General features: G+C 32.4%; 24 protein-coding genes. 12 read left to right on the top strand and 12 right to left on the bottom strand.

Going from position 1 to position 24,061, the window contains the following annotated elements:
- Nucleotides 1-17 precede the first annotated feature (17 nt).
- Genes ACJJV4_RS14615 through ACJJV4_RS14605 form a run of 3 tightly spaced genes read left to right on the top strand, consistent with a single transcriptional unit; the run spans nucleotide 18 to nucleotide 1,985 of the window.
- Complete coding sequence (locus tag ACJJV4_RS14615; RefSeq protein ID WP_405295737.1) at nucleotides 18-767, top strand: YHYH protein; 750 nt, start codon at nucleotides 18-20, stop codon at nucleotides 765-767.
- Nucleotides 767-1,351 (top strand): toxin-antitoxin system YwqK family antitoxin, encoded by a 585-nt coding sequence (locus ACJJV4_RS14610; protein WP_405295735.1) that lies wholly within the window; start codon nucleotides 767-769, stop codon nucleotides 1,349-1,351. The genes ACJJV4_RS14615 and ACJJV4_RS14610 overlap by 1 nt, the downstream gene beginning before the upstream one ends.
- The gene (locus ACJJV4_RS14605; protein ID WP_405295732.1) at nucleotides 1,320-1,985 is read left to right on the top strand and encodes an SCO family protein; all 666 of its coding nucleotides are present in this window, start codon (nucleotides 1,320-1,322) and stop codon (nucleotides 1,983-1,985) included. Before ACJJV4_RS14610 ends, ACJJV4_RS14605 begins: the two co-directional genes overlap by 32 nt.
- A 47-nt stretch (nucleotides 1,986-2,032) precedes the next feature.
- Here the strand turns inward: ACJJV4_RS14605 and ACJJV4_RS14600 are convergent, their stop codons facing one another.
- The gene (locus ACJJV4_RS14600; protein WP_405295730.1) at nucleotides 2,033-2,650 is read right to left on the bottom strand and encodes a LysE family translocator; all 618 of its coding nucleotides are present in this window, start codon (nucleotides 2,648-2,650) and stop codon (nucleotides 2,033-2,035) included.
- Nucleotides 2,651-2,874: 224 nt separating this feature from the next.
- On the bottom strand, nucleotides 2,875-3,828 hold the full coding sequence (locus tag ACJJV4_RS14595; RefSeq protein ID WP_405295728.1) for a hypothetical protein: 954 nt from the start codon (nucleotides 3,826-3,828) through the stop codon (nucleotides 2,875-2,877).
- Between the two features lie 427 nt (nucleotides 3,829-4,255).
- Here ACJJV4_RS14595 and ACJJV4_RS14590 point away from each other — a divergent pair, with 427 nt between their 5' ends.
- From ACJJV4_RS14590 to ACJJV4_RS14575, 4 genes are all read left to right on the top strand, one after another.
- On the top strand, nucleotides 4,256-4,606 hold the full coding sequence (locus ACJJV4_RS14590; RefSeq protein ID WP_405295726.1) for a transmembrane 220 family protein: 351 nt from the start codon (nucleotides 4,256-4,258) through the stop codon (nucleotides 4,604-4,606).
- Nucleotides 4,607-4,711: 105 nt separating this feature from the next.
- Nucleotides 4,712-5,491 (top strand): zinc-dependent peptidase, encoded by a 780-nt coding sequence (locus ACJJV4_RS14585; protein WP_405295724.1) that lies wholly within the window; start codon nucleotides 4,712-4,714, stop codon nucleotides 5,489-5,491.
- Nucleotides 5,492-5,764: 273 nt separating this feature from the next.
- On the top strand, nucleotides 5,765-5,992 hold the full coding sequence (locus tag ACJJV4_RS14580) for a hypothetical protein (RefSeq protein ID WP_405295722.1): 228 nt from the start codon (nucleotides 5,765-5,767) through the stop codon (nucleotides 5,990-5,992).
- Nucleotides 5,993-5,996: 4 nt separating this feature from the next.
- The gene (locus ACJJV4_RS14575) at nucleotides 5,997-6,368 is read left to right on the top strand and encodes a DUF2237 family protein (protein ID WP_405295720.1); all 372 of its coding nucleotides are present in this window, start codon (nucleotides 5,997-5,999) and stop codon (nucleotides 6,366-6,368) included.
- On the opposite strand, the gene ACJJV4_RS14570 is transcribed toward ACJJV4_RS14575, so the two are convergent.
- Complete coding sequence (locus ACJJV4_RS14570; protein WP_405295718.1) at nucleotides 6,365-7,645, bottom strand: FAD-dependent oxidoreductase; 1,281 nt, start codon at nucleotides 7,643-7,645, stop codon at nucleotides 6,365-6,367. The genes ACJJV4_RS14575 and ACJJV4_RS14570 overlap by 4 nt on opposite strands.
- Nucleotides 7,646-7,787: 142 nt before the next feature.
- Between ACJJV4_RS14570 and ACJJV4_RS14565 the strand changes: the two genes are divergently transcribed.
- From ACJJV4_RS14565 to ACJJV4_RS14550, 4 genes are read left to right on the top strand one after another with little or no spacing between them, the layout of a single operon-like run.
- Complete coding sequence (locus ACJJV4_RS14565) at nucleotides 7,788-8,198, top strand: 6-pyruvoyl trahydropterin synthase family protein (RefSeq protein ID WP_405295716.1); 411 nt, start codon at nucleotides 7,788-7,790, stop codon at nucleotides 8,196-8,198.
- Nucleotides 8,161-8,865 (top strand): GTP cyclohydrolase I FolE, encoded by a 705-nt coding sequence (gene folE, locus ACJJV4_RS14560; RefSeq protein WP_405295714.1) that lies wholly within the window; start codon nucleotides 8,161-8,163, stop codon nucleotides 8,863-8,865. Before ACJJV4_RS14565 ends, folE begins: the two co-directional genes overlap by 38 nt.
- Nucleotide 8,866: 1 nt before the next feature.
- Complete coding sequence (locus ACJJV4_RS14555) at nucleotides 8,867-9,394, top strand: glutathione peroxidase (protein WP_405295712.1); 528 nt, start codon at nucleotides 8,867-8,869, stop codon at nucleotides 9,392-9,394.
- Between the two features lie 39 nt (nucleotides 9,395-9,433).
- A complete protein-coding gene (locus tag ACJJV4_RS14550) occupies nucleotides 9,434-9,796 on the top strand; it encodes a DoxX family protein (protein ID WP_405295710.1) in 363 nt (120 codons plus the stop codon).
- Here ACJJV4_RS14550 and ACJJV4_RS14545 read toward each other — a convergent pair.
- From ACJJV4_RS14545 to ACJJV4_RS14505, 9 genes are all read right to left on the bottom strand, one after another.
- Nucleotides 9,793-10,158: a DoxX family protein gene (locus ACJJV4_RS14545; RefSeq protein WP_405295708.1), complete on the bottom strand. Its 366-nt coding sequence runs from the start codon at nucleotides 10,156-10,158 to the stop codon at nucleotides 9,793-9,795. The two genes, ACJJV4_RS14550 and ACJJV4_RS14545, sit on opposite strands and share 4 nt — an antisense overlap.
- A gap of 244 nt (nucleotides 10,159-10,402) precedes the next feature.
- Complete coding sequence (locus tag ACJJV4_RS14540) at nucleotides 10,403-11,521, bottom strand: FAD-binding domain-containing protein (protein WP_405295707.1); 1,119 nt, start codon at nucleotides 11,519-11,521, stop codon at nucleotides 10,403-10,405.
- Between the two features lie 386 nt (nucleotides 11,522-11,907).
- On the bottom strand, nucleotides 11,908-12,252 hold the full coding sequence (locus tag ACJJV4_RS14535; RefSeq protein ID WP_405295705.1) for an L-rhamnose mutarotase: 345 nt from the start codon (nucleotides 12,250-12,252) through the stop codon (nucleotides 11,908-11,910).
- Between the two features lie 7 nt (nucleotides 12,253-12,259).
- Nucleotides 12,260-13,582: an L-fucose:H+ symporter permease gene (gene fucP, locus ACJJV4_RS14530; RefSeq protein WP_405295703.1), complete on the bottom strand. Its 1,323-nt coding sequence runs from the start codon at nucleotides 13,580-13,582 to the stop codon at nucleotides 12,260-12,262.
- A gap of 31 nt (nucleotides 13,583-13,613) precedes the next feature.
- Nucleotides 13,614-14,405, bottom strand: coding sequence for an SDR family oxidoreductase (locus ACJJV4_RS14525; RefSeq protein ID WP_405295701.1), 792 nt, complete (start codon nucleotides 14,403-14,405; stop codon nucleotides 13,614-13,616).
- A 1-nt stretch (nucleotide 14,406) separates the two neighbouring features.
- Entirely contained in the window at nucleotides 14,407-15,234 is an 828-nt protein-coding gene (locus tag ACJJV4_RS14520; protein ID WP_405295699.1) for an amidohydrolase family protein, read from the bottom strand.
- Nucleotide 15,235: 1 nt separating this feature from the next.
- Complete coding sequence (locus tag ACJJV4_RS14515) at nucleotides 15,236-16,693, bottom strand: tagaturonate reductase (protein WP_405295697.1); 1,458 nt, start codon at nucleotides 16,691-16,693, stop codon at nucleotides 15,236-15,238.
- Between the two features lie 17 nt (nucleotides 16,694-16,710).
- Nucleotides 16,711-18,363 carry a UxaA family hydrolase gene (locus tag ACJJV4_RS14510; RefSeq protein ID WP_405295695.1) on the bottom strand — a complete coding sequence of 551 codons (1,653 nt, stop codon included), beginning with the start codon at nucleotides 18,361-18,363 and terminating at the stop codon, nucleotides 16,711-16,713.
- A gap of 5 nt (nucleotides 18,364-18,368) precedes the next feature.
- A complete protein-coding gene (locus tag ACJJV4_RS14505; protein WP_405295693.1) occupies nucleotides 18,369-19,379 on the bottom strand; it encodes a zinc-binding alcohol dehydrogenase family protein in 1,011 nt (336 codons plus the stop codon).
- A gap of 273 nt (nucleotides 19,380-19,652) precedes the next feature.
- Here ACJJV4_RS14505 and ACJJV4_RS14500 point away from each other — a divergent pair, with 273 nt between their 5' ends.
- On the top strand, nucleotides 19,653-23,909 hold the full coding sequence (locus tag ACJJV4_RS14500; protein WP_405295691.1) for a two-component regulator propeller domain-containing protein: 4,257 nt from the start codon (nucleotides 19,653-19,655) through the stop codon (nucleotides 23,907-23,909).
- The last annotated feature ends 152 nt before the right edge of the window (nucleotides 23,910-24,061 follow it).

Below are 24,061 nucleotides of genomic sequence, written 5' to 3'. Positions count from 1 at the left end.
AATAAAATAAAATGTATATGAAAGCAAAATATATTAAAATCGCAGCCATAATAATGATATTTTTAGGCCTAGTTAGTTGTAGTGAAGACGATAAGGTAACAACCAATGAAACTATAGAAGTTCCCGATGTGTATTTTAAAATTTACGGCGCAACAAGTATTACAAGTGATGGTACTTATATTACAATAAACACGAATGGTATGCCAGACCATAAAAGTGTGTATTACCCAACTTCAAGTGAATTATACGAAGATTTTAGTGGTACTACTTTTGAAGGCTACGATTTTGTAAAAAACCCAAATACCATCGCTTCATTCGATTATACTTTTAAAATACCTTTAAACCCAACAGTAGCGACTAACCAAGCCGCTACGCCACTTGGTGCCATAGGAGTATCTTTAAACGGTGTGCCTCTTTTTAATCAATATGCAGGACCTAACCAACCACTTACCGATGAGTTTCAAAGTTTTGATAAATACTGGGGGCATCCAACAGGAAATGGAACGTTTCACTATCATATTGAGCCACTATATTTAACAACGGTAACAGCCACAAAGTCTGCCCTACTTGGTTTTCTATTAGACGGTTTTCCTGTTTATGGTCCTGAAGAAAACGGAATAGACGTTACCGGATTGGATGCCTACCATGGCCATAGTCACGCTACCGAAGATTATCCTGATGGAATTTACCATTATCATATTACTAATACAGATCCTTACATAAACGGAAACGGATATTACGGAACACCTGGAACTGTAACGCAGTAATGAAATACGCCTATTTATTTTTCTTGATTTTTTGTGTTTGTTCTTGTAAAAACAAAACAAATGAAACTGGCATTATTAAAAACATTCCTGTTTCATTTGTTTTAAGATCAAAAACTATAACAAAAGCAAGTTTACTTTATGCTGAAGGTAGCATCTATTCAGGTTTTGTTTACGAACTACACCCAGAAACTGCGGATACTCTTTTATTAGAAGGTTATTACAATGGCTTAAAAGAAGATACATCAAAAAAATGGTATACCAACAATAAGTTAAAGGAATTACGTCATTATTCGTCTGGACAAAAAAACGGGAAGCAAATTGCATTTTGGAAAAACGGAAATAAAAGGTTTGAATATACCGCTAAAAATGATGCCTATGAAGGCGAATTAAAAGAATGGAATAGCGATGGCTTTTTATTTCATTTGGCTCATTATTTAAACGGACAAGAGGAAGGCTCTCAAAAACTATGGTATGATAATGGAAAAATTAGAGCAAACTACGTTATCATTAGTGGTAAGAGATATGGATTATTAGGAACTAAAAATTGTGTAAATGTATCGGATAGTATTTTTATTAATAAGTAGTGTTTTATTAATTAGTTGTAACGGAAGCAAAAAAAAGCCTCAGAATACGGAAGAGAACACAGCTTTACCTTACTATAATGACCCGACTTTTACACCGGTATTTATAAAGGATAAATCTAGCATTCAAAAAGAAATCACGCATACTATTGATGATTTTGAATTCTTAAATCAGGATAGTATTTTAGTGAATCAAAGTATAATTCAAAACAAAATACACGTTGCTAATTTTATTTTCACCACTTGTGGCAGTATTTGCCCGGTAATGACAGATCATTTAAAAATAGTAAGTGATAGCTTGCAAAACAATCAAGATCTTGTTTTTCTATCGTATTCTGTTACACCTTGGATAGATACGCCTAGTAAATTAAAGGCTTACAAGAAAAACCATGATATTACAAACGAGAATTGGCAATTTCTAACGGGTTCAAAAAGTGACATTTATAAATTAGCTAGGCAATCTTATTACGCCGAAGAAGATATTGGTTTCAGCAGAGATAGTACAGAGTTTCTACATACAGAACATTTAATTTTAGTAGACCAAACTAAAAGGATTCGTGGTGTTTATAATGGCACCGTAGCTTTGGATATGGAGGCACTCATAAATGATATAAAAACTTTACAAAATGAAAAATGATACTCGCTTCAACTTAAGATTGAAATAGCAATATCATTTTTAAAATATTACAGTAAATAAATCAGGTTCCCAACTCCAACAACTCCTGTTAAACAGCCTAAAATAAAATCCATTTTTGTTGCTATATAAGTAAGTTTGTGCTCAATTCTTGTTGCTACTGTGGCATAAAGCGCATACAACGTAAATGAGCCCGCCGTAGAACCTATAGAAAAATATAAACTATTAAGAAGAGAGTATTCAAAATATTCTAGCCCTATTAATAACGAAATAGATGTAAAATAAAACGGAATAGCAAAGGTATTAAGTAAAGACATACCTATACCGTGTGCATAAGCTTTAGATTTATCGATTTCTTGTTTTTTTATTTGCTTTTTAGAAGTAAAATATAATCTAAAAAAATTAATAGCTAATAAGATTAAAATAGCCGTACCTACCTTCTGTAGCAGCGTAATATATTCCGAATTCTTCATTAAAACACTGGAGAGATAGGCTCCAATATTAGCTTGAAAAAATAATACGGTGGCAAAACCACCTATGAGATAAAATGCCGATTTCTGGCCACTTTTTAAACTAAACTTAACTACAGTAAGGTTTAAAAAACTAGGCACAATACTGCCAGAAGCAGCAATAATAAATCCAAAAAATACGCAGGTAATAAAAATCATAATTTATATCTAGCCACAAATAAACGGTTTAATATATCAATATGTTACTACGTTTAATCTTTTAATTAACCCAAATAAGTTTTAGATATTTTCAAATTCCAACCTTTACCTTATTCCTTATCATCCAAAAATAAAGGCGAGACATTCTAACCAACACCAACTATTTCTGTTACAACTACTTTTAGATTTTATTAGGTTAATAAAAATTGTGAAAGAATATTTGCTTATTTTTTGAGTTTCGCAACTGCAATGCCAAACTCACCCGAAACCGAATAATAAAGATAAACCTCTCCATTATCTATTAGAATAGCAGGATCTCTTAATTCATGCACTGGTTTTTTAGAAGAGCCTTTAACAGATTTTTTAATAGGCAGATTAACACCTTCGTAGTCTATTTCTGGTTTTAATATTTCTCTTGCAGTACTAGCCTTCCAGTTTTTCCAAGTCCCTTCAGCAAGGTTTACCTCACAACTAAGAATGCGTTCAGGAGCATCACCTTTTTGCGAATAAAAAACAACAAGATTATCTTGATACAAAGTTACCGCAGTATGCCTGGCTTTCGGTAATATAGACGCGCCTTTCGAATAAGATTTTAAACCATCTTCCGAACGATAAAAAGAGCCTTTAACTAAGGCATAATATGTCGATTTGTATTTAAAACCACGAAAATAAGAAGGTCCTAATACCGTTTCTGAAGCAATAAAATCCAATCCATTTTTAGAAGTGCTTACAAAGGTTTTCTGTCCTGATTTATCCTCATTATATCCATGAAAATACAGTCTAATACTCATGGTTTCTTCATCTATAATAATGTCTGGTGAAGCAATATGTCCTCTAGCTGAAGTTTTATCTATATGTAACACACCGGGTTTGTAAATAGTCCATGGTCCCAACGGATTATTAGCATAAGCCAATCGTATAAACTTTCCATGATGATGTGCAAAATACATGTAATACTTACCAAGTGGATTTTCTATCCATTTAGGAACTTTAATAACAGAAGGTCCATTTATGTTTTCTCCAATACGTCCCTTCAACCCTTCCATCTCAGGATAAATTATAGGATTAGATTTTGCGCGTACAAAAGTACCTTCATTTATAAATTTAATATTGGATGAAGATCCACAAGACATCGCCAAAAGAATAAAAGCAGCTAAGAGAATTCTATAGAAGTTCATTATATTAAAGGTTATTTTTTAAACGGTATTGAAACATTTTCATACTCGATGAACGATAAATTACAGTTAGTATTCACAACTAAACTAGGTGCTACATTAATAACAGCATCAATGATGTAATACCCAACAGATATAACATTTATACGAAATAACACCTAAATATTGATAAGCTAATTTTATACATTCAGGATAAATATAATGTTTAATTCATTCAATACTCTAAATGTATATTATCAAAATATGGCAAACCTCCAAAAAAATAAGTAATGTGCTTCTATGTATTTCTCACTGATATTTAAAAGCTTAGCATAAAAACAAAGAAAATTCATTTAGAAATTTCAATAAAAACATCACGTATATACACGCGATAAAAAATAGTTACGCTTATCTTTAAATTTTAAAAATCATTAACAACATTAAAATTAGAATGAATATTTTGTTAAAAGTACTCGGAATCACATTTGGTATTTTATTTATTTTTGGAGCAATCGTTCAATATAATGATCCCGACCCGTTTTTATGGATATGTATTTACTGTATTGCTTCGGCCGTAAGTTTCGCCTCTGCCTTCAATAAAGTGCCATACAAGCTATTGTTAATATTAGGAGGTGCTTTTTTAATGGGTTTTATAATTGCCTACCCTGAAAGTTTTGAAGGCTTTGAAATTGGAAAAGGAGATATTAAAAATGTAGAAGAAGCACGAGAAGCTTACGGATTATTACTAATGGCAATTGTTATGTTTTTGTTTGGAGGACTTTCATTTTTTAGGAGAAAGTAAGTTCAGTTCATTTTTATGATGTAGTAAAAAAGCACTGCAATATAGACAGTAATTTACGTTATTTATAAAATAGAATACCTTTACAGCAAACTAACACATTACTTTATGGCATTTATTATTGCTTTTATACTATTAGTGACTTTCGCTCTTTATACTCTTTATACCACCAAAAAGAAAAAGGCAGAAAAATTCCCCGCAAATTGGCATACTCAAATTATGCAGCATGTTAATTTTTATAAAGTTTTATCAATCGCTGAGCAAAAACGATTTCAGAAACGTGTTATGGTGTTTTTAAGCGAAGTAAACATAGAAAGTGTTGGTTTCAATCTCGAAGACATTGATAAAATATTAATTGCTTGTAGCGCTGTTATTCCTGTTTTTAATTTTTCAGAATGGCATTATAAAAATCTAAGTACCGTTTTAGTTTACCCAGACCATTTTAATGAAAATTTAGGTTTTGCTCAAACCGATGAAAACCGACAAATTGCTGGTATGGTTGGTACCGGACAATTTGAGCATCAAATGATTTTATCACGAAAAGCATTGCATAACGGCTTTCAGAAAAAATCTCATATTCACAACACAGGTATTCATGAGTTTGTACACTTAATAGACAAACTAGATGGCTTAACAGATGGTGTACCAGAAACATTAATACAGCAGCCCTATGTTATTCCTTGGCTAAAAATTATCCATAAAGAAATGGAGGATATTAATAACAATAAGTCTGACATTAGAAATTACGGAGGTACTAATGAAGCCGAATTTTTAGCTGTAGCTTCAGAATATTTTTTTGAACAACCTGAAAGAATGAAGAAAAAGCATCCCGATTTATACCAAATGCTTGAAGTTTGCTTTCGCATAAAAGATGATTTTAAAAGATAAAAAATAATTAAAATTATCTTTTAACACCTAACCTAAGACTTCTCTTTACCACAAAAAAACCAAAAACTTAAGCTTCTACTCACGTCTATGTACATTTTCGACAAAACATATAAAATAAAAGCCATCTTAGATTCTAGCTGCAACAGCGCCCTCTTTTTTAACAGTCTATTTTAATTTTTTCTTTTTTTAACATCAAACAATTGATAAACAAGAAGTAGTAATTGCAAATTTAATTTTGTTTAACTATATTTACATATCTTTAAACAAAAAAATATGGATATTTTAAAAGAAGCTACATTATTTGAAAATGAAAAAATGAGCCATATGTCAACAAGTGATAGAGTAATGGCCTCAAGAGAAGCTAAACGACTTATTTTAGCTATTAATGAAATTTACAAGAAAACTAAAGATTCAAAATTGATGGATACGATGAAACGCTTAACCGTCAAGAAAAAAAGAATTGATGTTCGATTAAAAGGTAGACCAAGTTCAGGATTATAATTGTATGTCTAACATTGAATTAAATGTACTCGGAACAGCACTAAAACCCTGTTGTACTAATCCGGCAACAGGGTATTTTAGAGATGGATATTGTAGAACTATTCAAGAAGACTCTGGAACACATGTTATTTGCGCAGTGGTTACAAAAGAATTTTTAGATTTCACTAAGCTCCGTGGTAACAACCTTTCTACACCTATACCTCAATGGGATTTTCCTGGTTTGATACCAGGTTCAAAATGGTGTTTATGCATATCAAGATGGTTGGAAGCTGAGCGTGCTGGTAAAGCCCCTTTTGTTATTCTAGAATCAACACATCAAAAAGCTTTAAACTATACAACTTTGGAGTTATTAAAGAAGTATGAAATATCTAATTAACAATATTCAGAGGTTATATTTGAAGCCTCAATATTATTAGACAAAACCTCTATCACTCCAAGTGCAGCCCTTTCACCAGATATCATAGCAGCATTGAGCGATCCATTGAGTTGCATATCTCCAGCAAGAAAAATACTCGAATTTAATCGTGTTTCAGAGGGTGCCATTTCATACTGTAAATTATTCATATTCGGTAAAGACATCGGTATCTCATAATGCTTAATAAATTTACACGATTCGATGTTGCAGTGTTCATTTAATTCCTTTTGCACACGTTTAATTAGAACATCTTTAGTTAAATTTTGATTATCTACAACAGTAACAGAAAGTAACTCCTTATTAACTTTTGAGCTAGTCCCTAAGCTGGTATGATAAAATATATTATTAATAAGAGTTCCATATTTTGGAATAAGCCCGATAAGCGGTTTTTTAATAACCCGATTAGAAGTTTCAAAATACAATGTATCACAAGATTTCCATTGCGTTGCTTGTTTTTTTAAATTTGGTATAAGATGACTTGCATCTGTTGCTACTACCGTAAAATGACTTTCCAATTTATCACCATTAGAGAGTTCTATTTCTCTATCTTTTATTGATTTTACTTTGGTATTAAATTTAAATAATGTGTTTTTCAAATTTTGAGATAATTGCTCGGGTATAGCTCCTATACCTGCCTTAGGTAATGTGGCATAGCCTTCACCAAACATTTTATACACAAACTCGAACATTCTACTCGATGTCTCCAATGTATTCTCTAAAAATATACCGCTAAAAAAAGGCATAAAAAAATCTTCTATCATTGGTAAAGAAAAGCCGAAGTCTTTTAAATAAGAAAGTGTAGATTGTTCTTTCTCAGAAAAAATATCTAATACAGTTTTATTCTTTAAGTTATTATTTAGCTTAAGTATTTTAATCTTATCAGAAAAAGTACCTATTCCCGAGAATAATGTTGATAATAATAATGAGGCGTCTCTTAACGGATCTCCTATATTTATGCCTTCCCCGCTTTTAAAAATAGTAGCACCTGGCAAGAACTTTTGTAATTCCAAAGCTTCGAAATCGAGATATTTTTGAGCTGCAGGATATGCCGTGAGTAGTACTTGAAAACCATGATCTAATTGATAGCCATTAACAATATCTGTTTTTACCCTTCCGCCAACGGTATCAGTTGCCTCAATAATAACAGGAGAAAATCCATTTTTTTCAAAAACGGTAGCAGCTATTAAACCACTAACTCCTGCCCCTACAATGTGTATTTTGTATTCTGAATTGTTCATTGACATCTAAAAATTAAAGCATTGGTTAACTATGCAAAGTTATAAGTTTTATTATTTTGTTTAACTTTAATAGCTAAACATTAAACAAAAATAAGTATTTTTGTGATATAAGCATTTCAAAAAACAAAGAAAGTTTAACTCTATGGACAAAACAGCAATTGTTAGGTGTGAACATTTTAATGCAGCACACAGATTACATAATAAGAATTGGAGTGACGAAAAGAACAAGGAAATTTTCGGAAAATGTAATAACCCAAATTATCACGGCCATAATTACGAATTAGAAGTAAAAGTTATTGGTGTTTGCAATGCAGAAATCGGCTATGTAATAGATACCAAAATTTTATCACATATTATAAAAGAAAAAATACTTAACAGATTTGACCATAAAAACTTGAACCTAGATACTGAGGAATTTACAGATCTAAACCCTACGGCCGAAAATATTGCCATAGTAATATACAACTTGCTAAAACCAGAGATTGACCCGACACTAGATTTAAAGATAAAGCTTTATGAAACACCAAGAAACTATGTTGAATACCCTTATTAAAGAAAACCAAATTGATGGTTTTTCTGAAGAAGAAATTGGTGATGACCATATTTACACAGGTCTTGAAACACCAATGAAATTGAATGCTTTTGAAATATCTGACGATGAAAAGAAAGATAAAATTGCAGATTTATTTTCACAAATAATGGATGTTATGGGCTTAGACCTCAGCGACGATTCATTAAAAGGTACCCCAAATCGGGTTGCAAAAATGTACATCGATGAAATTTTTTCAGGCTTAAACCCTGCCAACAAACCTAAAGTAGCATTGTTTGACAATAAATATCAATACAACCAAATGCTAGTCGAAAAAAACATTACGTTTTACTCTAATTGTGAGCATCACTTTGTGCCAATTATCGGTAAAGCACACGTTGCTTATATTTCCTCGGGTAAAGTTATTGGTCTCTCTAAACTAAATAGAATAGTACAATATTACGCAAAAAGACCTCAAGTACAAGAACGATTAACGAACCAAATAGCTACTGAACTCACTAAAATATTGGACACCAAAGATGTTGCTGTTATTATAGATGCCAAACATTTATGTGTTTCATCTCGTGGTATTAAAGATGATACATCTACTACTATAACTTCTTTTTATGGCGGTGTATTTAACACACCAAATAAAATAGCGGAATTACAGAACTATCTAAACAGCCATTAAGATGAAAACAATTAGTACAGCGAAAACAGTTTCCAATAGAAAACCAGTCAATAACTCAATGATATCTCTTTATGATATAAATATTAATGGCCTTAATGGAAAGCCTATAGACCTAACTTCGTTTAAAGGGAAACATATTTTATTTGTAAATGTAGCTTCAAAATGCGGGTTTACTAGCCAATACAAAGAGTTACAACAGTTAAGCGATACCTTTAAAGATAAACTCGTTGTTATTGGATTGCCTTGTAACCAATTTGGCGGGCAAGAACCTGGTAATTCAGACGAAATACAAACGTTTTGTGAACGTAATTATGGCGTTACATTTTTAATTTCAGAAAAGATAGATGTAAAAGGTAGCGACCAGCATCCTCTATATAAATGGCTTACAACAAAAGAGCTTAACGGAACATCAGATTCTAGTGTAAAATGGAATTTTCAAAAATATCTAGTTGATGATGAAGGAAAATTAATAGATTATTTCTTTTCTATTTTAAAGCCGATGAGCTCTAAAATAACGAAGCACCTATAGTTAATCTAACTTTTAACAAAACAAATAAAACTTTAAGATATGAATTATTTAATTATTGCTTGTCAGATTATCGTAGGAATTAGTATTTTGAATGTGTGGCTCGTACAAAACAAAAAACCAACAAAATGGCGTGGTGGAAATGCTATAACTATTTTAGAAGAATTTAAAGAATATGGCTTGCCCCCTGCGCTATGCTATGTTATAGGTTTTGTGAAAGTAACACTCGCTATATTACTCATAATTGCCATATGGTATCCGGCTTTAAAGCAACCTGCGGCTTTAGGTTTAGCCGCTTTTTTAACAGGATCGATAATAATGCATCTCAAAATAAATGACCCTTTAATAAAATCTTTTCCAGCAGCACTATTTTTAATAATGTGCTTGGTAATCGCTTTCCTTTAAATTTTAATTAAAGTAAGGCTATCATAATACTCTAAGCAGATATATAGATTAATAAGCACAAACACAAATGAGGGTAAAGATTGTATGAGGTTATCCTTTATCTTCAACCTCACTGCAAACCCCATAAGCATTAAAAGTGTTAATCCAGCCGAAGCGATAAAAACTAAATCAGGCAGAAAAAAATAACCTAAAAATACCCCTAGAGCACCCAATAATTGCAAGCAACCTGTTAATATCCTTTGTGGTTTGTTTAAACCAAACCTAACAAACTCATCTGCCATTTTTTGAGAAATTAAACAATTAATACCATAGAAAAAAAAAGCTCCACTAGATAAAAAGACTGCTATACTTAAAATATTCATTCTATTTAATTTTAGGCTAAGTTTTATAAAACCTTTTTAAGGTTATTCAAATTTGCAGATATGGATAATGAAGTTCTTGCAAAACCGAATACAAATATACTTAACAATATTGGCTAAAGCATTAAAAAACCTGCTCTTCAATTAAATATATTAGTGTTTTTGTAATTCGAAAAAATCGATAGATGAACACTAAACACCTTAAATTGCTTTCCAACTATTACCAAAACACGAATTGCATAAAAGTTTAATAACGAAGCTCTTTCTTGCATTTTTTCCAAAAAGCGAAAAATGACGGATAATACCCTTTTACAGTAAACATCCAATCTCTGTCTTCTTCAATACCATCGTAATGGTTATTTAATGGGTGCTCTTTATAATAGATTTCACCACAGTTATAATTGTTAATAAGATCATTAAATTCACCTGTATAAATCTGAACATTGGAAATGTTTGCTTTTACAAAAGCAACAATAAAATCGATTGTTTTTTGTGACACGGGATAGTCTTTAAAATGAGACGGTTCTAATAACAAAACTCTATTAACCGAGATATCTTTTTTCCAAAGAGGATCTAAATTGTAAAAATTATAGATACAAGTTGGTTGAGATTTATCAATCTTAATAACTTCATTTTTTGGTAAAATTGTTTTTAACTCTAACCGAGACATATCCTTTAAAATCTCAGGGATTTGCATACCACTAAAAGCTTCATAAGGCACATCTAAAAAAGTATCCTTTTGCTGTGTAAAGCAATATTTATTTATATTGTCTTGATTAGCAACATATTTTTTATTGGCATTAGTTCCTGCAACCCATTGCCAACTTAAAGCATTACTAGCCCAATCTGCATCTAAAAGATGGTAATACATCCATTGTGCTGGAACTTTCCAATGACTTTGTCCTATATTACAAGCTATTGATGCAACGTACATACGTAGGTGATTATGGATGTAACCCGTTTCATAAAACTCATTAATAGCCAAATCTATAGCTTCAATTCCTGTGTTTGCATTTACAATAGCATTAGGAATAAGCGTATTTGATATTGACTTTTGTTCGTGTTTTAAATCTCGATTTATGGCATTACCCTTAGCAATCCATACTTGTTGCCAATAATCTCGCCAAGCTAATTCCTGTACAAATTTCTCAATATTGTAAGGTTGGTAGCCGCGGGCTAGAATTTCATTAAGTATATATTGAGTAGAAATAATACCCCTCGATATATACGGCGATAAATAAGTGACTGCTCCGTTTATGTAATTTCTTGTAGAACTATATTTAACAGGGTCGATATTTCTAACGCGTTGTAGAATTTCCTCAAAAGCTATTGGAAACATAAAATCCTGGTCTTCAAATAATTTCATTTAACACCTACTTATTTCATCTTTTAAATTATTCTTTATTCTCAAAGAATAAAGCCATTCACAAATTTAATCCTTAATGATTTTAAATCATAACATATCTCGTTTATAAATTATATTTCAAACACAAAAAAAAGAGACACATGGTATTTTAGAAAGACATCTACTAAGGTTTTCTTTATTACTAAAATTCAAACACTTTGGAATTGAAAAAAGCGCTGTTAAAGTATACAAGAAGCGTGAGAAACTAATGACTATAGGCATACTTTTTTTTTAGAGGTTTTTCTTTTTAAAAGTAGTAATATGTAAGTCCAAAAAATAAAAGCTTAACTCTAAGTTTTTCTTAAAGTCAAGCTTTTTATAAAATTTACGGAGCTTAAAAACTGCTTTTAAGCCAATTTAAAAACCTGTTCTAGTGCAATCCACTTTTCACCATCTTTTGCCCATGGCAATTCTTGTTGGTAGTTCCACATCAAGTTTTCCCATTCTTGTACTTTTGGATTGTTAGCATCCATTTCGGCTTTCTTTACAGGGTCAAATGTTTCATCGACTTCCATAATCATAAACATACGATTTCCTGTCAGATAAATTTCCATATCTACAATTCCTGCTCCCTTTATACTTTTGGTTATTTCTGGCCAAGCATTACCTGCTGCATGATAGGCCTTATATTCTGCTATTAATTTTGAATCATCTTTTAAGTCGCAAGAATAACAATATCTTTGTGTGCTCATAAAAATCTTAGTTTAGTTGTTTCTTGTTAGTACTATAACCGTAAAAAGCAACTACGGCTAAACAAATTAAAGGCAGAACAAAAGAGAAGTTTACCTCTGGAATAAAACCTAGTATTTTTTCATCTGCAAAACCGGGTCCACCCCAATCTAAAATACTTCCTTGTAAAACTGGCATTAGCGCACCACCAACAATAGCCATAACTAGACCAGCCGACCCAATTTTAGCTTCATCACCCATATCTTTTAATGCAATACCATAGATTGTTGGAAACATTATAGACATAAATACTGATACGGTAACTAAAGAAATTAATCCTGGCATTCCTGATAACAAAATAGCTCCTGCACAGCAAACCACACCACCAATACCAAACATCATCAACATTTTCGAAGGATTTATAGTTCTCATTAATGCAGTACCAATCCAACGCCCAGCCAAGAAAGAAATCATAGCTGCAACATTAAAATAAGTCGCTGTAAGTTCCGTACCCAATGTTTCATTAATGTTATCTACATACTGAAAAATATAAGTCCAACACATAATTTGAGCACCTACATAAAAGGCTTGAGCTACAACACCAAACTTATAATTACTATTGGAAAATAATTTATTAAAAGATTCTGAAAGAGACATTTTATCTTCTGCAGCCGTTTTTGGCATTTTAGTAAAAATGATAATAGACATAATAACTAAAACCAAAATACCTAAACCAATATAAGGTACACTAATAATTCCCAAATCATTTTCTCTAACAGCAGCTAACTCATCAGAGGTTAAAGCATTATAAGCCTCTATTGTATAATCATCAGAACGCAAAGCACTAATTACAAAAACTTGTGCGATTATCATGCCTGTTAAAGACCCAATAGGGTTAAAAGCCTGTGCTAAATTTAAACGTTGGGTTGCTGTTTCTTTATCTCCTAATGCCAAAATTAAAGGATTTGAAGTTGTTTCTAAAAAAGCCAATCCACAAGTAATAACCCAAAGTGAAATTAAAAAATAAGTAAACGTTTCGTTAGCAGCAGCAGGATAAAACAAAAACGCCCCGATAGCATATAAAGACAACCCTAAAATAATACCAGATTTATAAGTGTATTTTCTAATAAATAAAGCAGCAGGAAGCGCCATAAAGAAATAGCCAAAATAAAAAGCAAATTGCACCAAAGAGGCTTGCATATTAGATAGTTCAGGCATTACTTTTTTAAATGCAGAAACCATAGGATTTGTTAAATCGTTTGCTATTCCCCAGAGTGCAAACAAAGAGGTTATAATTACAAAAGGGAACAATAGCTCTTTTCTAACTACTGGTATTTTTTTTAAGTTACTCATTAATTTGGTTGTTTAGTTTGTATTTGTTTAATTACTCAGTTAATAAAGACCTATCTAAATGTACATACCCACCATCTACAGTTATAAACTGCCCCGTTGTGTGCGAAGATTTTTCTGAAATAGTGAACAAACATTGGTCTGCAATTTCTTCTGGCGTGGTCATTCTATTTTCTAAAGGAATTTTCTTTACAATATTCTTTAATTTTTCCTCACCATCCTCTAAAGTTTTAATCCAGTTGTCATAAGCTGGCGTCCAACTTTCTGCTATAACAATAGCGTTTGAGCGAATTCCAAAGCTAATTAAATCCACTGCCCATTCTCTTGTTAAACCAAATACACCACCTTTGGATGCAGCATAACCAGATGTTCCTCCTTGACCTGTAAGCGCCACTTTAGAACCTATATTCAATATATTTCCTTTAGCTTTTTTTATCATAGGTAGGCAATATTTCGCCATAGCAAAATAGCTTACCATATTCAATTTTAATGAATACATAAAATCGTCTATAGAAGCATCTAATCCAGCACCATCATTAACACCAACATTATTAATTAAGGCATCTATTCTGCCATATTTAGCTTCAATGGTTTTTGCCGCAGCTTCTATTTGTTTATAATCAGATAAATCTGTTTTCACAAACAATGCATCAATACCCTTTTCTTGCAATTCTTTTTCATAGCCAAAACCTCTATCGTTTCTACAAACGATAACAGGAATTGCGCCTTCATTTGCTAAAGATTGAACAATTGTTTCTCCTATACTCCCTTTTATTCCTGCAGCGCCTGTTACGACAACTACTTTTCCTTTTAATCCTAAATCCATATTATAAATTATAAAATTTAATTGCGTTATTACCCATAATATCTGCCTGTTCGTCTTTACTCAAATCGGCTATAAAATTTGTAACTAATTGTTTTACTTGTTTGTAATTTCCAGCAACCAAACAAACAGGCCAGTCTGAACCAAATAATATCCTTTTACAGCCAAAAGCATTTAGAATAACATTCATATAAGGTTCTATTTGTGTTGGTGTCCATGTCTTAAAATCTGCTTCCGTAATCATCCCAGACAATTTGCAGTATACATTTTCATATTTAGAAATTTCTTTTATCAAAACTTCCCAGCCATCAAAAAAGCCATCTTTTATATAAGGTTTTGCGATATGATCGATAACAAATTTTTGATTAGGAAAGGCTTTAACAAACTCTAATGCAGCTGCTAGTTGATGCGGAAATATTAGAATATCGTAAGTAAAACCATGTTTTTCTAAACCAGAAATGCCTTTAAGAAATTGTGGCCTCAACAAAAAATTAGGATCCGCTTCGCCTTGCACAACATGTCTAAAGCCTTTTATTTCTTTGTAACCACCATATTCCTCTAAAACAGCACCTATATCATCACTTCGTAAATCTACCCAGCCAACAATACCTTTGATAAAACTATTTTTAACTGCTAAGTCCAGCAGAAATTCAGTTTCGATTAAAGTTTGATCCGCCTGCACAGCTACGCATCCGTCAATATTATTTTCCTGATATACTTTTTGCAAATCTGAAGGCATAAAATCTCGTCGAATAACAGACATACTATCGTCTATCCAGCTATGCTTTTCAGAGTTATAATACCAAAAATGTTGATGTGAGTCAATAATCATATTAAGAATTTAATGCGTTAAGAGCAGCATGAACGCCACTATGTTCTATCTCTTTGATTTTTTCTGAAACGTAAGCAACTAGTCCCTCGTAATTAGATAAATTATCACCTACTATACTTTGGTTTGATAAGATATTTTGAACTAATTCTGCCAAGGTTTGGTCTCCGGCATCGACCTGGCTCCATTGCTTATCAAAGAATTCTAATACCGATGCATTATCATTAACAGCAATCGATTCATTTTGAAAAGTCCCTTTATAAAAACGAATCATACATGCTAAAGAAAAAGCAATACGCTCAGGAAAATGCCCTTTTGCAGCTGTATATTCCTTAAACGCAGGCAATAAACGTGCTTGAAATTTAGAAGTACTATTTAAAGAAATAGCAATAAGAAAATGCTTTAATGTTGGGTTTTTAAAACGATCGATAACGGCATTAATAAACGCATCAACTTCTTTTTCAGAAAAATTAGTTAATGTTGGTTTTATTTCTGAAGACAATACTTGTAACACATGATTAGACACCACAGCATCTTCCATGCATTCCATTACTGTTCTTAATCCTGCTAAGTATCCTACAGGAACTAAAGACGTATGAGCGCCATTTAATATTCTAACTTTCATTTCTCTGTAATCAGACAAGTCGTCTACAAACTGAACGTTTAAATTTGTTTGAGCAAATGGCAGTTCTTTTTGCACTAAGGCAGGCCCTTTAATAACCCAACTATGGTAATCTTCTCCTGCTACTAATAAATCATCATTATAACCTATTTGCTCTGTAATAGCATCTTGCCTAGCTTCTGGAAAGCCAGATACTATTCTATCGACAAGCGTACTACAAAAATAATTACAGGTAGTAACCCAAGTAGTAAAGTCTTCATTTAAATTCCAGAGATTTGCATATTCTAAAACTGTTTTTAGCAAGGCCACTCCATTATTCTCAATGAGTTCACAAGGCAGTAAAATACAGCCTTTATCTTCAGCTCCATTAAAATGAACAAATCTATGGTGCAACCACAAGGTTAATTTGGCAGGAAACTCGTGCGGCGGCATATCTGTTTGCTTATCTGTTTCGGAAAACTTAATACCTGCTTCTGTTGTATTAGAAACCATGAAACGCATTTCCGGCTGTTCTGCCAAAGCTAAATAGTCTTGCCACTGTGTATATGGCTGAATTACTTGACTTACAGATTCGACTAAAACGGTTTCGGAAACTAATTTGCCTTGTCTAACACCGTCTAATGCCACATGAAACAAACCTTCCTGCGCTCTCAGTTCTGTATAATCGCCTCTTTCAGTTGGCTTTACTACGGCTACACTGCCATTAAAATCTGTTGTTTTATTTAATACATCAAACATCCAATCGCAAAAGGCTCTTAAAAAGTTACCTCCGCCAAACTGCATGACTTTTACAGGATGTATTACGGCTTTGTTTGTTGTAGTTCTATTTAGTTTTTTCATTTTTAAAATTCTTATTCTTATAAAGAAACACCGCGTTTCCACGGAATAAAATCGTTATTACCATGAAGAACAGCTTTTGAAGCCACTTCCCCACTAGCCACCTTAATAATATGCTCTAAAATTTTTTCGCCCATGGACGCTATAGAATCCTCACCAGTTATTACAGTTCCTGCGTTTATATCAATAATATCATTCATTCGTTCATATAAATTGGTATTACTAGACATTTTTAAAACAGGCGCTACAGGATTTCCTGTTGGCGTGCCTAAACCGGTTGTAAACACCACAACATTACAGCCAGAACCCACTAAACCTGTTGTAGATTCTACATCATTCCCTGGCGTACATAATAAGTTTAATCCTGGTTTTGTGACTTGCTCGGTATAATCTAAAACTTGAACAACCGGCGATGTTCCACCTTTTTTTGCTGCTCCGGCAGATTTCATGGCATCTGTAATTAAACCATCTTTTATATTTCCTGGTGAAGGATTATTTTCGAATCCAGATCCTACAGCTACTGCTGCTGCAGAATATGCACGCATTAAATTGTAAAACTTTTTAGAATCTTCGGGCGTTTCACATCTATTGATCAATTCTTGCTCTACACCGTTTAACTCTGGAAATTCCGAAAGCACAGGGCTTCCTCCTAAAGCAACCAATAAATCGGATGTATATCCCAAAGCAGGATTCGCAGATATACCCGAAAAACCATCTGAGCCCCCACATTCTAACCCAAGAACCAACTTACTCAATGGTGCTGATTTTCGTTCAATTTTATTAGCTTCGGTTAAACCAATAAATGTATGCTTTACTGCTTCTTCAATAAGTTGCCTTTCGCTTGCGCTTTTTTGTTGTTCTAAGTAATGAACTGGCTTTGCATTGTTAGGAGCAATAGCTTTTATGGCATCTTGCAACATACTTATTTGTGCATTTTGACATCCCAAACTGAATACTGTAGCTCCTGCAACGTTAGGGTTCGTGATATAACCTGCTAATAATTTAACGAGAACTTCAGAGTCTTGACGAATTCCTCCACAACCTCCGTCGTGTTTTAAAAATTTTATACCATCGACATTTGGGAACAATCGGTTTTGAGACAACTCTTCCTTGGTTGTGATAATTGATGTATTAAAAATTTCTTCGGATGTTGCCCCAGATTTATATTGACGAATTAAAGCATCCGTATCTACAGCGAAATCTTTTTTGGTTTCGTAGCCTAATTTTTCTGACAACGCACCTTCTAAAACATCTAAATTTCTGTTTTCACAAAAGGTTAAAGGGATTACTAACCAGTAATTGGCAGTACCTACTTTACCGTCCTTTCTATGGTAGCCATTAAAGGTACGCTCTTTAAATTTTGAAACATCTGGTGCAGACCATGTGAATTGTTCTTTAGAATCTTCAAATTCTGCAGATGCATGCTTAACATTATCAATGGTTATGGCAGATCCTTCGGGAATTGATTTTACTGCTTTCCCAATTAGAACACCGTACATAAAAATCTGGTCCCCAACATTAAAATTGTTTAATGAAAATTTATGTTTTTGTTTTATATTTTCTTTTAAAACAACTTCTTTACCTGCTACCATAGCTGTTAAACCCTTTTCTAAAGGTGTTATGGCAACAATAATATTGTCTTTAGGATCTATTTGAACGTAATTCTTCGACATCTATATTAATTAAAGTTTACAGTAGCTTTTATAACGCCTGTTTTTGGGTCTAACCAACTATCAAAATTTACTATCATTTCTGTAAAGGGTACATTGTGTGTTATAAAAGAATCGGTAGGAAACTGATCTAGTACATTAATAACATGCTCAAAATCTTCGGTAGTTGCGTTTCTACTGCACATTAATGTCATTTCTTTAGCATGAACCTTTGGATGTGTATAAGTTAACTCACCTTTAGAAAGCCCTACTAAAACAAAACGCCCACCATGAGACATATAATCTGGACAAGCTTCTAAAGCATATTTATTACCAGAAGCATCAAATACTGCGGTACATAAATCACCGTTTGTTATTTCAGAAATTTCAGTAGCTGCATTATCTCCAGCTTTTACAATATAGTCTACCCCTATTTTTTCTTTTGCATATGTTAATCGTTGCTCATTCATATCAATAGCAATTACCTTTGCTCCTGCTATTTGAGCAAGTTTCATGATACCAATACCTATAGGTCCACAACCTACAACCGCTACAATTTCTCCTTTTTTAATATCTGCTCGCCTCACTGCGTGAGCACCAATTGCTAAAGGCTCAACAATTGCCATTTGGTCGTTTGTTAAATTGTTTGCAGGTAATAAAATATCTGCTGGAACAGCTATTTGTTCTTGCATACCACCATCGGTATGTACACCCAAAACTTTTATATTAGTACAGCAATTGGTTTTTCCATTTCTGCAAGCAATACATTCTCCACAGCTAACGTACGGCATCACTACCACTTTATCTCCCGCTTTAATACCTCTTTTGTTTTCCCCTATTTCTAAAACTTCAGAAGCTAACTCATGTCCTAAAATTCTTGGGTAAGTAAAAAAAGCTTGATTACCTCCATAAGCATGTAAATCGGTTCCACAGATACCCACTTTATTTATTTTTAATAGGGCTTCATTTTCTTTTCTTACCGGAGCTTCTTTTTCTTTCAAAAGAAACTCTCCTGGTTTTTCACAAACTATATATTTCATTTTTTACTAGATAAAATTTTCTTATAACTATTTACTTACTTTTATTATCAGTCTTAAATAACTCAAACCTAATAATGCTGTAAAGTTCGATTATTAAACCGTTTTAAAATACAGTATATGTTTTAAAACGTAGAACATATGTTGTATCTTCAACTATCAAATAGCAATAAGCGTTTAACGCACAACAAACTACACCTGTAAAACATAAACGCTAACAATCAAAATTAGATAAACATCTAAAATTTTATCTGTTTAATTTATATATTTGTTAGTATGACAAACACACGTTTATTTCGAGTATATGTATTTTTGGTGATCAATTTATTATTGATCACTTTACAATATTGCTATTCTCAAAATGCAATAAAATTTGATCACCTTACCACCGAAAATGGATTATCACAAAGTGATGTTAACACCATTTTTCAAGACAACAATTTATTTATGTGGTTTGGTACACACGATGGACTTAATAAATACGACGGATACAATTTCACTGTTTTTAAGCCCGATGCTAAAAACCCAAAAAGCATTAGTAGTAATTTAATATGGAAAATTATTGATGATGATACAGGTAACTTATGGATTGGTACTACAGGTGGAGGCTTAAATTACTTTGATAAAAAAACTGAAGAATTTAAAGCTTTTAAAAGTGATCCCGAAAACCCTCATAGTATAGAAAGCAATCATATTAGAGTGCTTTTTCATGATAGTAGCAATAGATTATGGGTTGGACACTCCAAAGGCATTGATATGGCAGATTTATCGAAGCCAATAGATTCTTTAAAATTCCAACACTTTAACCTATACCAAAACAGCTCTAAACCAGCAAGAAACGGAAACAACAATAGCGTTTTTTACGAAGATAGTAAACACCAAGTTTGGTTTGGAGGCCTACATGGTTTATCGAAACTATCACGAGACAAGAATGGGGATATTTATTTTCAACACGTTAACAAACTTATTAATTTACCAAATGGTGATGTAAAAACCATAGCCGAAGATAGTTATGGCAATTTAATTTTAGGAACCAACAACGGCTTATACCGCTATTTACCCAATAATGAATTGGACCAAATCCAACGCCTATACAAAGGTGTATTTAATGCTATTTCAATTGATAACAATAGCATTTGGGCAGGATCAGAAGATGGACTTTTTGAATTCACCAATTATTCAAAAACTAGAACACCAGAACTTGTAGCCATCTATAAATACGATCCCAAAAACCCGACCACAAGTTTAAGTAAAAATGCAGTAAGATCTCTATTTATTGATCATTCAGGCATTATTTGGGCTGGAACTAATGGTGGAGGCGTTAATATTTTTGACCCCTATAAAAAACAGTTTTTACATATTAAAAATAATTTAGATCCGGAAAGTTTAAGTAACGACAAGGTACGCTCTATTTACGAAGATAGTGAACAAAACATATGGGTTGGAACCGAAGGTGGCGGGTTAAATTTTTTAAATAAAGAAGCCGTTGATAACAACTACGATAAGTTTCAACATTTTACAAACTTCAATAAAGTATTTGCTATTGAAGAAATACAATTAAAAAATTCAAAAAAATTATTTATTGGAGGAGAAGGTTCTCCCGGACTTTTTGAAATAGACGTAACACAAAATAGACCGCTCACTAATGAAGATTTAATACCAATAAAAGATTTTCCTAATGGCGTCTTTTCTCTGCTACAAGATCGGGAGCGAAATATTTGGATTGGCACTTACAATGGCGGAGTGTATAGGTGGTTAATTAACGAAGATGGTACTACCTTCACAAAAGATGTACTTAATTACAATTCCAATTATCAATTTAGTATTCCGAACGATATTATCCGAGACATTTTTCAAGATTCAAAAGGAAATATCTGGTTTGCTACGGGAGGTGGTTTAAGCCGCTTAAAACCAGATCAAATACATTCTAAAAAGCCGAAATTCGACAAGTACCAACACGATCCTAATGATGAAAACTCAATAAGCCATAATTACATTTTAACAGTTTTTGAGAGCACTGCTGGTGATATTTGGGTAGGTACTTTTGGTGGCGGATTGAATAAATTAATGACATCAACAGAAAGTGATAATCTTATTTTTAAAGCCTATTTAGAGAAAAATGGATTACCTAATAATGTTATAAAAGGTATTTTAGACGATAACGAAGGCAACCTGTGGCTATCTACAAATAAAGGATTATCAAAATTTGACCCTTCGAAGGAAACATTTCAAAATTATGATGTAAACGACGGCTTACAAAGTAATGAGTTTAGTGAGTTATCTGCATTAAAAACGAAAGAAGGCTTAATGCTTTTTGGAGGCGTTAATGGTTTTAATGCTTTTTATCCTGAAGATATTTTAAGCAATAAAATTAAAGCAGAAACTGTTCTAACCAACTTTTCTATATTTAATAAGCCTGTTAGCATTGGTGAAAAAATAAATGGCCGCGTTATTTTAAATCAGTCCATAAACTTAATTAACGAAATTGAGCTTAAATACATTGAAAACAGTTTTTCGTTTGAATTTGCAGCACTGCACTATGCTGCTCCAAGCAAAAACAAATATGCTTACAAATTAGAAGGTTTTAACAAAGATTGGGTCTATACAACCTCGGATAATAGATACGCCACTTATACCAATTTAGAACCAGGAAAATATACTCTTAAAGTTAAAGCCTCTAACAATGATAATATCTGGGACGAAACACCGGTAGAATTACGAATTAATGTTGTTCCGCCGTGGTATAGAACAAATGCAGCTCAATTTTTCTATATACTTATCGCTATAGGACTACTTCTGGCTTATAGAAGATACACCATAATACGCTCAACTAAAAAACATTTATTAGAACTTGATCATTTAGAAAAAGAAAAAAATGAAGAAATACACCGATTAAAACTTGAATTTTTCACAAACATATCTCATGAATTTAGAACGCCATTAACCTTAATTAAAGGGCCTTTAAATTATTTAATAAAAAAAGGAGAAAGCATTAGTCCGAAGGAAACAAAAGACCAGTACGGAATTATGCAAAAAAATACAGATTATTTATTACGCTTAATAAATCAGCTTTTGGACTTCAGAAAAATGGACCAAGGCAAAATGAGCCTAAATTTAAGCAAAGGCAATATTGTTAACTTTTTAAAAGAAATAGGAGAACCATTTCAGTTTTTAAGTAAAAAGAAGAATATTTTATTTGAAATAAGCGCATCAAAAGATTCAATTCTATCTTGGTTTGATCCAGATGCTATCGAAAAAATTATAAATAACCTATTATCAAATGCTTTTAAATTTACACCAGAAGCAGGTTATATAACTTTAAATATTTATGACGGTAACGATTTTAAACAACCCGAAGATATCGAGGTAGATATAGACCAATCAAAATACATTGTTATACAAGTAAAAGATTCCGGGCCTGGAATACCAGCGCATAGAATTCAACATATTTTTGAACGTTTTTATACCGAAATTGGTATAACCAAACAAACTAATGCAAAAGGCACAGGTATTGGGCTTTCCTTCACTAAAAACTTAGTAGAGTTACACCAAGGTATTATTAAAGTAAAAAGCGATTCTGAAAATGGCTCGACATTTATTGTTTGGCTACCTAAAGAAAAAGAAAATTTCGATACTAAAACAGGTATCAATTTTCATGAAGTTTTTGAATCTAACACCTTTCTCACAAAAGAAGATGCAGATTCTCATGCTATTAGCTTTATGGATGATATTGCAGATCAAAACATATCTAGATCCAGATCTAAACTACCCATTTTGTTAATAATAGACGATAATGCAGACATAAGATCTTTCATCAAAAAAGGCTTCGGAGAAAAGTATTATGTTTATGAAGCAGAAAATGGACAAATTGGTTTAGACTTAGCCCATAAAGTTATGCCTAACATTGTTATTACAGACCTTATGATGCCTGTAATGGACGGTATAGAGTTTTGTAACAAATTAAAAAGCTCTCAAGAAACTAGCCATATTCCGGTTGTTATGCTCACCGCCAAAATCTCACAAGAAAAAGAAATCGAAGGTTTAAAAACAGGTGCAGATGCTTACATAAGAAAACCTTTTGATTTGGAATTACTCGAATTAAAAATTTCGAACATCTTAAAACATCGTGAAGAACTAAGAAAACGATTTAATAGAGAAATCACTTTACAACCTAATGAAGTTACGGTAACATCATCCGATGAGATCTTTCTGCAAAATGCTATTGAAATTGTAGAAAAGCATATGATGAATTCTGAATTTAGTGTTGAAATGCTCGTTAAGGAAATGAACATGAGCAGAAGTAACTTGTACTTAAAAACAAAAGAACTCACAGGACTTTCTTCAAGTGAATTTATTAGAAACATTCGTTTAAAACGAGCTGTTCAACTTTTTGAAAGTAGCGACCTTTCTGTTAAAGAAATCATGTACCGAACAGGGTTTAACACAGCCTCATATTTCTCTAAGTGCTTTAAAAAACAATTTGGAGTAATCCCTAGTAAATACGTGAAACTTAAAAATAATGAAGACCTTTAGATAGACAAAGAGAAGCTTAAAACATTTGTTCCCTTATAAAAACCATCTGTGATTAGTAATTATAAATAGATATCTCAAATTTGCAATAATAATTTCTTGAAAATAGAATTATTCTTTTGAGGTACTTTTTTTAATACAAAACAAACAGTTTA

It is taken from the genome of Algibacter sp. Ld11 (assembly GCF_045066735.1).
Classification (GTDB): Bacteria; Bacteroidota; Bacteroidia; order Flavobacteriales; family Flavobacteriaceae; genus Algibacter.
The sequence above is the reverse complement of the archived record's forward strand: the minus strand, read 5'-3'. Positions and strand labels throughout refer to the sequence as shown.